The sequence below is a fragment of the Microbacterium memoriense genome (genome assembly GCF_025398275.1).
Classification (GTDB): Bacteria; Actinomycetota; Actinomycetes; order Actinomycetales; family Microbacteriaceae; genus Microbacterium; species Microbacterium memoriense.
Genome location: NZ_JAODOR010000010.1, coordinates 213,294 through 225,166 on the forward strand (window position 1 = coordinate 213,294; position 11,873 = coordinate 225,166).

Consider the following 11,873-nt stretch of genomic DNA (forward strand, 5'->3'; position numbering starts at 1 on the left):
TTAGTACACGTACTCCATGAGGTCGAGGCCCAGCGTGTGGAACGCCTCGTTCGCCCGCAGGCGGTGTGCGATCGACAGATCGTCGAAGCACACGATCAGCGCGTAGGAGAGGCCGCCGCGCGGTCCGGCGATCACGCCCGCCTCCGCACGGATGCCGTCGGCGCGCCCGGTCTTGTTCACGAACAGCAGGCCGTGTCGATCGTCTTCATGGGCGAACGGATCCATCGCCGTCGCCGATCCGACGAGAGCGAGGTCCTGCGTGAGGTTCAGCCACTCACCGACCTGCGCACTGACGGCCGGGGAGACGACCTGCGCGTTGACGATCGCGGCGAACAGCGCCGCGAGCTCGCCGGCCGACGCCAGCGCGACCTGCGGGGCGTCATCGGGTCCGCGCACGTCACGGAATCGGTCGAGCAGGGCGGTCTTGGTCAGACCGATCGACTCGACGCGGGCGCGCACGGCATCCAGGCCCACGCGGGCAAGCAGCGCGTTGGCGGCCGAGGCGTCCGAGGCGGCCGCCGTGAGGACGGCAAGGTCGCACACCGGCAGTGCGGGCGCCTTGAGGTGCTGCCAGAGACCGGCGACCCCGACGGGATCGACCGAGGCGCGCTCCAGAATCTCCAGCGGATCGAGCGTACGCGCCTCGATCTGAGCCGCGACCTCGATCAACAGCGGCACGATGCCCAGGCCCGCGACCGGAAGGGTCAGATGATCGTCGCCGACGAGGATGCCGTCGCCGCTGTCGAGGTCCGAGACACGCACCGACACGTGTGCCCCCGCGGTCGAGAGCACGTCGAGCGCCTTCAGCGTGCCGAGAAAAGACGGCTGGCGCAGCGCGCGCCGTGCGGTCCCGGGCGGCGGCGTGCGACGGGAACGCAGCTCGCGCTGACTGTCCGCCGCCTCCCCGGCGCGCGCGGCCGCGCGCTCGCCCGCGCGCGAACCCGGCACCGGGTCGTGCGCTCCGGCGCGACGCGAACTCGGCCGCTCGCTCACCAGATCGTGACGCGTGCCTCGGGTGCGAGCCACAGCTCATCACCCTCGGCGACCTCGAACGCCGCGTAGAACTCATCGACGTTGCGGACGATCTGGTTGCACCGGAACTCGTTCGGCGAGTGCGGGTCGATCGTCAACAGACGGATGGTTTCCGCATCCCGACCCTTCTGCTGCCAGATCTGCGCCCAGCTGAGCAGCAGGCGCTGGATGCCGGTGAACCCGTCGATGACGGGACCGTCGCCGGCGCCTTCCCCGAGGTGGAGCCGGTAGGCCTTCAGGGCGATGCCGAGGCCACCCAGGTCGCCGATGTTCTCACCGATCGTGAGAGCACCGTTGACGGTGTGCTCGGCGGCGAGACCCTGCGGGACGAGCGCGTTGTACTGCGCGATGAGGGCGCTGGTGCGCTCTTCGAAGGCTGTGCGATCCTCGTCGGTCCACCAGTCGTTGAGCGCTCCCGTGCCGTCGAAGGCACTGCCCTGGTCGTCGAAGCCGTGCCCGATCTCGTGACCGATCACCGCGCCGATGCCACCGTAATTGGCCGCGGCATCGCGATCCATGTCGAAGAACGGATACTGCAGGATCGCGGCGGGGAAGACGATCTCGTTCATCAACGGGTTGTAGTACGCGTTGACGGTCTGCGGCGTCATGTACCACTCGTCGCGGTCGATCGGTGCTCCGAGCTTGGCGAGCTGCCGGTCGTGCTCCCACGCGTTCGTGCGGCGGACGTTGCCGATCAGATCGTCCCCGTCGACCTCGAGAGCGCTGTAATCCTTCCACTTGACCGGGAAGCCGACCTTCGGCGTGAAGGCCGCAAGCTTTTCGAGCGCCCGCTCACGCGTCGCGGGAGTCATCCACTCGAGTTCGGAGATCGACTGCCGGTACGCCTCGATGAGGTTCGCGACGAGCTCGTCCATCTCTTCCTTCGCGCGCGGCGGGAAGTGACGTTCGACGTAGACCTTCCCGACCGCTTCGCCGAGGGCCGCTTCGACGAAGCTCACACCCCGCTTCCAGCGCTCGCGGTTGACGGGAACGCCCGTGAGCTCGGTGCCGTAGAACGCGAAGTTCGTCGCCACGAACTCGTCGGACAGGAACGCCGCCGACGCACGGATGACGTGCAGACGCAGCCACGCCTTCCAATCCTCGAGCCGCTCCTCGGTCAGGAGCGTACCGAGGCCTTCCAGGTAGCTCGGCTGGTTCACATTGATCTCGGTGAACCCGTCACGGTGCTCTCCGGCGACGGCGTCGAGCCATCCGTCCAGATCCACGCCGACGCGCGCCTGCACGTCGTCCCAGGTCATCAGGTTGTAGGTCGCGACGGCATCCCGGCTGCGGACGTTGTCCCAGTGGTGTCCGGCGATTTCCGTCTCGAGCGCGAGCACCCGATCGGCCTGGGCCCCGGCATCCGCGACATCGGCAAGGCTCAGCATCGTCGTGACGTACTCGCGGAACGCGGTCCGCGTCGCCGTGAAGTTCTCGAGGCGGTAGTAGCTCTCGTCCGGCAGCGACAGACCGCTCTGGACGAAGAAGACGACGTAGCGCTGCGGGTTGCCGGGGTCGGGCTCGATGTAGGTGCCGACGATGCCGCCGACGCCCTCGCGTTCGAGTTCGCCGGCGACGCGGAGGAACTCCGGGAGGGAGCCGATCGCCTCGACGCGCTCCAGTTGCGGCAGGATCGGGGCGGCGCCGAGCGCGTCGATGCGGTCGGTGTCCATGAAGCTCGCGAACAGGTCGCCGATTTTGCGGGTCTCGGTGCCCGGCTCGGCATCCGTCGATTCTTCGATGATGACGCGGACGTCTTTCTCCGCCTGCTCCGCGATCAGATGGAACGAGCCCCAGCGGGCCTTGTCGTCGGGGATCTCGGTGCGCTCGATCCACGTGCCGTTGACGTGGCGGAACAGGTCATCCTGCGGACGGATGTCAGTGCTCAGTTCGGACAGCTCGATACCCGATCTGGGGGTGGTCTCGGTCATGCCGTCCAGGATACGCGCCGTGACTGCGGTGTATGCCGGGGACCTCAGCGCGGCACGTCGGTGGTCGCGCACTGCGCGTTCGCAGGCTCCCCCGCGAACCGCGCGCGCGTCCAGGTGATCGCGTCGGCGACCATCGGCGAATAGGTCTCCATCACTTCGGCGTGCTCATAGAGCGCATAGCGGCGGTAGTCGATGCGTTGCCCGCGCGCACAGACATCCTCGACGTAGGCGTCCTGCGTCGCCTGCGGCACGATCGAGTCGCTTCCGCCTTGTCCGAGGAACAGCGGCGGTCCGATCCACGCGGGCGCGATGTTCTCCCGCAGGTGTGTGCCCAAGGGGCCATACGACGGGTCGGTCGAGAAGAGTTCGGGGTCGATGGCCGTCCCGACGACGGCGACGACCGACAGCGCGATCGCGGGATCGGTCAGGCACCGCTCCGCCATCGCGCGGAGCACCGGCTGCAGCCCCGGCCGGATGTAGCGCGCATACGTGATGTCGGGGTACACCTCATCGAAAGCTGCGAACGCGTACGAGGCGAAGATGAGTCCGCCGGTGACGTTGGACACGTTGTCGACGAGCGCGGGAGGGTCAGCGGCGGGTGCGAAGGCCGCGACGCCGCGCACCCAGACGTCGGGGGCGTACTCGCGGGCCAGCGCGCCGGTCCACAGGGCCGCGCCGCCGCCCTGGGAGTGCCCCCAGACGACAGTGCTCGCGCTCAGGTTCGCCTCCTGGATCTCGCGCGCAGCGCGCACGGCATCCAACGAGGCGACCGCACTCGACTCGCCGAACAGATACGTGTGCGGCCCCTCCGTCCCGAGACCGATGTAGTCGGTCGCCACGATCGCCCAGCCCTCGGCGATGACCTTCTTGACGACGTACATTCCGCCTGCCCAGAACGGTCGCTCCTGCAGCGAGGGCGCACAGTGCTGCGCGAATCCGGTCGTTCCGTGGTTCCAGTCGATCACCGGCCAGCGCTCCCCGGGCTCGCCGCCGTCCGGAACGACGACCAACCCACTCGCGACGCGGATCTCTCCGTCCTGGCCCGTGGTCGTGTAGAGGATGCGCCAGCCGACCGCCCCCGTCGGAACTTCCCGGGTGAACGGCTCGAAGCGCACCAGCTTGCCCGGCTGATCGGGGATCGTGCGCGGGGCAGCATAGAACTCGTCGACGACGGTCGAGCCTTCCCGCAGCGGTGCCGTTCCCACCACCGCCACCACCGCGACGGCGACCGACAGGAGCGCGACGGTGGTTCGTCCCCATCGCCGTCGCGGAGCGGTCTTCGACGGCGGGCGGTGCTCATCGCGCCGTCGGCGCAGCGCCGACCACAGATCGACGATTCCTCGCATGATCAGCGACGCGCCGAAGACGACCGCGACGACGAGCAGCGTGATGTCGGGCCACGCGAGCGCGAGTACCCCGAAGATGATTCCCGTCGCGCCGAAGGCGGCATCCGCGATCCGATCGTCCCAGCCGCGCCCCTTCAGGAAAGCCGAGCCGAGGCCGGCCGCGCCGTTGACGAGCAGCAGGATGCCGGCGATGACCGCGACGGCGCGGACCGTGAGACCCGGCCACGCGAGAACGAACACGCCGAGCGCGATCCACCCGATCGAGAGCGCGCCACGCCAGCGGCGTTCACCCTCATCCACCCGGCCGGTGGCTTCGAGGACGCCGGTGAGCACCATGCCTCCGCCGAGGAGGAGGGCGAGGATGTCGAGCGCGGTCGTCGGGCGGAGGACGATGACCGCGCCGAGCACGATCGATGCGAGCGAGAGCACGATCCGCACCCACGCGGGCATGCGTGCCAGCAGCCTCCCCAACGGGAGTCTGCTGAGGATCCCGGTGTCCGCCACGCCTCCAGGCTACTTTCCGCCGGGGACGCTCCGGTGCGCCTCTAGGCTCGGGGATATGGCCGCACCCACGCTCAATCGCGAGATTCTGCGGCTGGCGGTTCCCGCCCTCGGTGCGCTCGTCGCCGAACCGTTGTTCCTGATCGTCGATGCCGCCCTCGTCGGGCACCTCGGGATCGTTCCACTCGCCGGCCTCGGCATCGCGTCGGCGGTGCTCCAGACCATCGTCGGACTGATGGTCTTCCTCGCGTACTCCACGACACCCGCCGTCGCGCGCAGGTTCGGCGCCGGCGACCCTACCCGCGCCGTCAGTGCCGGCATCGACGGACTCTGGCTCGCCCTCGGCCTCGGCGCGATCCTGGCGATCGCGGGGTCGCTGACCACACCGTGGCTCGTCGCACTGTTCGGCGCTCCGGCCGACGTCGCCGAGCAAGCCGAGATCTACCTGGGCCTATCGATGTGGGGGCTCCCGGCCATGCTCGTGGTGTTCGCCGCCACCGGACTCCTCCGCGGAATGCAAGACACCGTGACGCCGCTGTGGATCGCCGGCATCGGCTTCACCCTGAACGCGCTGTTGAACTGGGTCTTCATCTACGGTCTCGGGTGGGGGATCGCGGGTTCCGCCGCCGGCACCGTCGTCGCACAATGGTCGATGGTCGGAGCGTACGCGTTCGTTGTCGGACGTCTCGCGCGGCGGCACGCGGCATCCCTTCGCCCGAAACGGGAGGGTGTCAGCGGATCGGCGCGTTCGGGCGGCTGGCTGTTCCTGCGGACCGTGTCCCTCCGCGTGGCGCTGCTGGCGACCGTCGGCGTCGCCACGGCGCTCGGCACCGAGGAGCTCGCCGGCTGGCAGATCGCGTTCACGATCTTCGCGACCGCCGCGTTCGCGCTCGATGCGCTCGCGATCGCGGCGCAGGCCCTGATCGGCAAGGGCCTCGGCGCAGGGGATGAGCCCTTCGTCCGACGCGTGCTGGGACGCACGCTCGCGTGGGGTGCCTGGTTCGGGGTCGCCGTCGGCGGCCTGATCGCGGCGCTCTCCGGCGTCATCGGGATCGTCTTCACGGGCGATCCAGCGATTGCCGCGGTCGTCCAGCCGGCGCTGCTCGTGCTCGCGGTCGCGCAGCCGGTGTGCGGCATCGTGTTCGTCCTCGACGGCGTGCTCATCGGGGCGGGCGACACGCGCTACCTGGCGATCGCCGGGGGCCTGAACCTCCTGCCCTATGTCCCGGCGCTCCTCGCGCTGTGGCTCGTGCATCCCACGGGAGCGGCCGGGCTCACGTGGCTCGCGGTCTGCTTCTTCGGCGTCTACATGCTCGCCCGACTGGGCACGCTCGCCTGGCGTGTGCGCGGTGCGCACTGGCTCACCGCCGGCGCGTGACCCCGCGCCGCGTCCCCGCGCGACGGTGGGACCGAGCATGCCCGGGTTCGCGGCTCAGGCGTAGCGGCGGCACCAGTCGTACATGACGACGGCGGCGGCCGCGCTGGCATTGATCGAGCGCGTCGAACCGTACTGGGTGATCTCGATCACGCCGTCCGCCGCCGCGATCGCCTCGGCCGAGAGTCCCGGGCCCTCCTGCCCGAACAGCAACACGCAGCGTTCTGGGAGATCGGCGCGATCGACCGGCACCGAGCCGTCGACATTGTCGATCGCCAGGATCGGGATGCCTTCGGCCACGGCCCACTGTTGGAATGCGGCGACATCCTCGTGGTGACGGACGTGCTGGTAACGGTCGGTGACCATCGCTCCGCGGCGGTTCCACCGGCGCTTGCCGATGATGTGCACCTCCGCTGCGGCGAAGGCGTTGGCGCTGCGGACGATCGAGCCGATGTTCATGTCGTGTTGCCAGTTCTCGATCGCAACATGGAACGGATGCCGCCGCTCGTCGAGATCGGCCACGATCGCCGCCATGGTCCAGTACCGGTACTTGTCGACGACATTGCGGCGGTCGCCCTGCGCGAGCAGGTCAGGATCGAAGCGCGGATCTTCGGGCCAGGCCTCCGGGCCACCCGGCCACGGCCCCACCCCGACCGCGAGCTCGGGCTCCCGCTCCCGCGCGGGCTCCCGCTCGGGGCTCTCATCCGGGGTGACGGGCTGACGCATTGGTCCAGGCTAGTGCGGCCGCCGTTGCGTATTCAGTCTGCGCAACGCACGGCGGCCCGCGGAGGCCCACGAATCCGCGCGTGGGTGAGCAGATCCCCCCCACGGAGACTGAAGACGGAACGCGACGATGCGATTTCGGTCGACCGAAAAATCATGGGGTACAGTTTTCGGTATGCCGAAATATTCGTCTATCGCAGAGAAGACCGCGCCGAGCGTCGCGCGCCGCCGCGGAACCGGACGCGCGGCGTGGCTGCTGGGGCCCGCGCTCGTGGCGGGCGTCGCCTATCTCGATCCCGGCAACGTCGCCAGCAACATGACCGCCGGCGCCCGCTTCGGCTATCTCCTGGTGTGGGTCGTGGTGCTGGGCAACGCGATGGCCTGGCTCATCCAGTACCTGTCCGCGAAGCTCGGCATCGTCACCGGTCGGAGCCTGGCCGACGTGCTCGGCGAGCGCATCCGCAGCCGCTGGGGCCGACGAGCCTACTGGGTCCAGGCCGAGCTCGTGGCGATGGCGACCGACGTCGCGGAGATCATCGGCGGCGCCGTCGCGCTCTGGCTGCTCTTCGGCATCCCCCTGATCTGGGGTGGCCTGATCACCGGCGCCGTCTCGATCATGCTCCTCGCGATCCAGTCGCGCCGCGGCGCGCGTCCGTTCGAGTTCGTCGTGATGGGCCTGCTGATCATCATCGCGGTGGGTTTCACGTACGGCGTCTTCGTCGCGCCTCCGGATGCCGGGGCCATCGCCGGCGGACTCCTGCCCCGCTTCGATGGCGCCGAGTCCGTGTTGCTGGCGGCATCCATCCTCGGGGCCACGATCATGCCGCACGCGATCTATGCGCACTCCGCGCTCGCCCGAGACCGCTTCACCGCCCCGACTGCGCGCGCCGGCGATCGCGGACACAGCGTCGCTCGCCTGCTGCGCGCCACCCGGTGGGATGTCACGATCGCGCTCGTCATCGCCGGCACCGTGAACCTCTGCATCCTGCTGCTGGCCGCGGCGAACCTCGTCGGCGTGCCCGGTACCGACAGCCTCGAAGGTGCGTACGCCGCGCTGCAGACCGGCCTCGGCGGGGTCGTCGCAACCCTGTTCGCGGTCGGCCTGCTCGCCAGCGGGCTCGCCTCGAGCGCCGTCGGCGCCTACGCCGGCGCGGAGATCATGAACGGCCTGCTGCGGGTGCGTATCCCGCTGCTCGCCCGGCGCCTCGTGACGCTCGTTCCCGCGCTGGCGCTTCTCGCGCTCGGCGCCGACCCGACGCAGGCCCTCGTCCTGAGTCAGGTCGTGCTGAGCTTCGGCATCCCGTTCGCGCTCATTCCGCTGGTCGCCCTCACGGCGAAGCCGGACGTGCTCGGCGCGTACCGCAACCGCTGGTGGACGACGGCAGCCGGGATCGCCGCAGCCATTTTTCTCGTGTCGCTCAATGCCCTGCTCCTGTGGCTGGTGTTCACGGGCGGATAGCCTGAAGCGTGCACTCCGCCGCAACCGACGACTACCTGAAGACGATCTACCACCACACCGAGTGGCAGACCGCCCCGATCACGCCGTCGCAGTTGGCCGCCGAGCTCGGCCTCGCCCCGTCGACCGTGACCGAGATGGTGCAGAAGCTCGCGGCGCAGGATCTCGTCTCGCACCGGCCGTACGGGCCGATCTCGCTGACGGATGCCGGGCGCCTGCGCGCCGCGGCGATCATCCGCCGGCATCGCCTGATCGAGACGTGGCTGGTCCGCGAGTTCGGCTATGCGTGGGATGAGGTCCACGATGAAGCCGAGGTGCTCGAGCACACGATCAGCGATCGGCTGCTGGACGGCATCGACGGCCGGCTCGGTCACCCGCGGTTCGATCCGCACGGCGATGCCATCCCGGACGCGGCCGGCGAGGTCGTCCGCGTCCCGTTCGTGCTCCTCGGCGGGGCGCTCGTCGGCCACACCGGCCGGGTGCTGCGGGTGAGCGACCGCGACCCCGCGCTCCTGCGAGCGCTGCAGGCGACGGGCCTCGACGTCGGCCACGCCGTGATGGTCACCGGTCGCGCCGCGGTGCGCATCGACGGCGGGGAGTCCGTCGAGTTGCCCGCCGGCGCCGCCGAGGCGGTCTGGCTCACCGCCTGAGCCGGAGCTCAGCGGCGACGAGCCTTCGCGGCCTTTTCGTAGGGCCACGGCATGCGGGTCGCATGCGCGCAGTAGTTCCAGAGGCGGGCGGCGATCTCGGTGTCACGGGTGATCGCCGAGGGCGTCGCTTCGCGCGGCAATCCGGTGGCCACACGCGACGGCCCCCAGAACGATCCGCCGCGCGCGTCCGGGTCGACCAGGGCACGCACAAGCGGCCACGCGCCGTGCTCCTTGGACTGCGTGATCGGCGCCTGCAGGTTGTCGAGGAACCGTGTGCCGCGGGACGGCTCGTTGATCCCGAGGATGCCGCGCGTGCGCCCACTCGTCGAGTAACCGGGGTGCGCGATCAGGCTGTCCACCGGGACACCCTCGTCGCGGAGCCGCCGATCGGCCTCGAGTCCGAGCGCTGTCGTGCCGACCTTCGATTGCACGTACGCGCGCCACGGCGTGTAGCCGTTCTCCAGCTCGGGATCGACCGGGTCGTACTTCCACATCGACGTCGACATCGAACCGAGCCAGACCATCCGCCCGCGCGCCATCGCGAGCGACGTCAGCAGCTCACCCGCGAGCGCGAAGTGGCCGAGCACATTCGTGGCGAAGACGATCTCGTGTCCGTCCGCCGTGGTGTCCCGCTCCGCGGGCGGATGCACCATTCCCGCGTTCAACAACAGTCCGTCCAGTCCCGTGCGTCCGCGCGCGGTCGCCGCGGCGGAGCGGACCGAGCCGAGGTTGCTCGTGTCGAGGATCAGGGTCTCCACCGACGCCGACGGATGCTGTCGCAACACGGTCGCCCGCGCGGTCGACAGCCGGTTCGGATTGCGGCCCGTCATCACGACGTGCGCACCCGCGCCGGCCAGTTGCAGCGACGAGAAGAACCCGAGCCCTGCCGTGGATCCGGTGACCAGATAGCGCCGACCGGTCAGGTCGGGCAGCTGCCGGGGGTCCCATTTCTCACGCGTCACGGCTCGAGACTACGTCGCCAGCCGCCGCTAGGCTGGGCCCCATGCGGACACGCGGCGATATCGAATGCTGGTTGACCGACATGGACGGGGTTCTCGTCCACGAGAACAAGCCCATCCCGGGTGCTGCGGAGCTGCTCGCGCAGTGGCGGAGCGAGGGGATCCCGTTCCTCGTGCTGACCAACAACCCCTTCTACACGCCGCGCGATCTCAGCGCCCGACTGAGGATCTCGGGACTCGAGGTGCCGGAGGATCGCATCTGGACGTCCGCGCTCGCGACCGCCGAATTCCTGAAGTCTCAGCATCCAGGCGGCACGGCGTTCGTCATCGGTGAGGCGGGCCTGACGACCGCGCTCCACGAGGCCGGCTACGTCATGACCGAGACGCACCCCGACTACGTCGTCGTCGGGGAGACCCGCAATTACTCGTTCGACCGCATCACGCAGGCGATCCGCTATATCAACGCCGGCGCGCGGTTCATCGTCACGAATCCGGATGCCACCGGACCCACCCCATTCGGCGTCGTCCCTGCCACCGGGTCGTTCGCGGCACTCATCACCCACGCGACCGGCAAAGCACCGTATGTCGTCGGCAAGCCGAATCCGATGATGTTCCGCTCGGCGATGAACCAGATCGGCGCGCATTCGGAGAACACGGGAATGATCGGCGACCGCATGGACACCGATGTCGTCGCGGGCATCGAGGCGGGCCTGCACACGATCTTGGTGCGCACCGGAATCGCGGACGACGCCGAGATCGAGCGGTATCCGTTCCGCCCCGACGAGATCCTCGATTCGGTGGCCGACCTCCTGCGTCCGGTGCCACTGGAATCAGAGATGCCGGAGGGTTTGTGACTCCCTTCGAGCAGACGCTGCTGTTCGCCGCGACGATCCTCGTCCTGGTGGGTACGCTCGTGGCCTTCGCGGTTCAGTACTTCCGCGGACGCGGAGGAGACGACTGATGGCGCTGTTCCTTGCGGTCTCGGCGCTCGTGGTTCTGCTCATCACGCTCGTGCTGTTCCTTCGCGCGCGCCGCGAGGCCCCTCAGGGCACGCCGCTGCCCAACGGCCGCGCGCTCGTCCTGATGACACTGCTCGGCCTCATGCTGGCGCTGGCATCGCAGCTACCCGCGTTCCGCTGAGCTGCGCCCGCGGGCGCGGGCCGGCGCGAGGTTTCGATACGTGGCGCTTCGCGCCGCTACGGGGCCTGATACGCAGCCGCCTCAACGCCGCTCCGCGGCATTGACCCGGCTCGTATCACTGCGGGGCGAGGCCCAGGTCGGCGAGGTCGATGATCGAGCGCCAGGTGTATCCGGCTTCTTCGACGGCGGCCTGCGCGCCGGTCTTGCGGTCGACGACCGTGACGACCGCGACGACATCCGCGCCCGCCGCGCGCGCGACCTCGGCGGCCTTCAGCGGTGACTGACCGGTCGTGGAGGTGTCCTCCACGACCACCACGCGCTTTCCCGCGACCTCGGCACCCTCGATCTGGCGGCCGCGGCCGTGATCCTTCGGCTCCTTGCGCACGACGAACGCATCCACCGGCGTTCCGGCCTGCACCGACGCGTGCAGCACGGCGTTGGCGATCGGGTCGGCGCCGAGAGTGAGCCCGCCCACGGCATCCACGCTCAGGTCACGGATGATGTCCAGCACGAGGCGCCCGATCGCCGGTGCGGCGCGGTGGTCGAGCGTGAGCTTGCGCATGTCGACGTAATACGTCGCCTTTTTGCCGCTCGAGAGCGTGAAGTCGCCGTGGAAGACGGCTTCCTCCTGGATCAGCCCGATCAGCGTCTGACGGTCGTTCTCGAGAGCGGCAGTGGAGGCGATGGTCATGCGTCGATTCTAGAGCGCGGCATCCGCTAGCCTTGTGGCCTGACCACATAGTCGACGCTAGTGTCGGAC

The 11,873-nt window shown here is 69.5% G+C and carries 11 protein-coding genes; 5 read left to right on the top strand and 6 right to left on the bottom strand.

Features of this window, described 5'->3' with window-relative positions; all coding sequences use genetic code 11:
- The 3 genes from N4R40_RS09210 to N4R40_RS09220 are packed head-to-tail and all read right to left on the bottom strand — an operon-like array spanning position 1 to position 4,813.
- Positions 1-1,026, bottom strand: coding sequence for a class A beta-lactamase-related serine hydrolase (locus N4R40_RS09210; RefSeq protein WP_261607067.1), 1,026 nt, complete (start codon positions 1,024-1,026; stop codon positions 1-3).
- Complete coding sequence (locus tag N4R40_RS09215; protein ID WP_261607068.1) at positions 990-2,963, bottom strand: M13 family metallopeptidase; 1,974 nt, start codon at positions 2,961-2,963, stop codon at positions 990-992. Before N4R40_RS09215 ends, N4R40_RS09210 begins: the two co-directional genes overlap by 37 nt.
- 44 nt (positions 2,964-3,007) lie before the next feature.
- Positions 3,008-4,813 (bottom strand): lipase family protein, encoded by a 1,806-nt coding sequence (locus N4R40_RS09220; RefSeq protein ID WP_261607069.1) that lies wholly within the window; start codon positions 4,811-4,813, stop codon positions 3,008-3,010.
- Between the two features lie 55 nt (positions 4,814-4,868).
- Between N4R40_RS09220 and N4R40_RS09225 the strand changes: the two genes are divergently transcribed.
- Positions 4,869-6,188, top strand: coding sequence for an MATE family efflux transporter (locus N4R40_RS09225; RefSeq protein ID WP_261607070.1), 1,320 nt, complete (start codon positions 4,869-4,871; stop codon positions 6,186-6,188).
- A gap of 54 nt (positions 6,189-6,242) precedes the next feature.
- On the opposite strand, the gene N4R40_RS09230 is transcribed toward N4R40_RS09225, so the two are convergent.
- Positions 6,243-6,911 carry a TrmH family RNA methyltransferase gene (locus tag N4R40_RS09230; protein ID WP_261607071.1) on the bottom strand — a complete coding sequence of 223 codons (669 nt, stop codon included), beginning with the start codon at positions 6,909-6,911 and terminating at the stop codon, positions 6,243-6,245.
- A gap of 172 nt (positions 6,912-7,083) precedes the next feature.
- Between N4R40_RS09230 and N4R40_RS09235 the strand changes: the two genes are divergently transcribed.
- The gene (locus N4R40_RS09235) at positions 7,084-8,367 is read left to right on the top strand and encodes an Nramp family divalent metal transporter (protein ID WP_261607072.1); all 1,284 of its coding nucleotides are present in this window, start codon (positions 7,084-7,086) and stop codon (positions 8,365-8,367) included.
- Between the two features lie 8 nt (positions 8,368-8,375).
- Positions 8,376-9,014: a metal-dependent transcriptional regulator gene (locus N4R40_RS09240; protein ID WP_261607073.1), complete on the top strand. Its 639-nt coding sequence runs from the start codon at positions 8,376-8,378 to the stop codon at positions 9,012-9,014.
- An 8-nt stretch (positions 9,015-9,022) separates the two neighbouring features.
- Here N4R40_RS09240 and N4R40_RS09245 read toward each other — a convergent pair whose 3' ends face one another.
- Complete coding sequence (locus N4R40_RS09245; RefSeq protein ID WP_261607074.1) at positions 9,023-9,976, bottom strand: SDR family NAD(P)-dependent oxidoreductase; 954 nt, start codon at positions 9,974-9,976, stop codon at positions 9,023-9,025.
- Between the two features lie 41 nt (positions 9,977-10,017).
- On the opposite strand from N4R40_RS09245, the gene N4R40_RS09250 reads away from it, so the two are divergent.
- Positions 10,018-10,827: an HAD-IIA family hydrolase gene (locus tag N4R40_RS09250; RefSeq protein ID WP_261607075.1), complete on the top strand. Its 810-nt coding sequence runs from the start codon at positions 10,018-10,020 to the stop codon at positions 10,825-10,827.
- A 106-nt stretch (positions 10,828-10,933) separates the two neighbouring features.
- Entirely contained in the window at positions 10,934-11,113 is a 180-nt protein-coding gene (locus N4R40_RS09255; protein WP_261607076.1) for a hypothetical protein, read from the top strand.
- A gap of 115 nt (positions 11,114-11,228) precedes the next feature.
- Here N4R40_RS09255 and pyrE read toward each other — a convergent pair whose 3' ends face one another.
- A complete protein-coding gene (pyrE, locus tag N4R40_RS09260) occupies positions 11,229-11,804 on the bottom strand; it encodes an orotate phosphoribosyltransferase (RefSeq protein ID WP_261607077.1) in 576 nt (191 codons plus the stop codon).
- Positions 11,805-11,873: the final 69 nt, after the last annotated feature.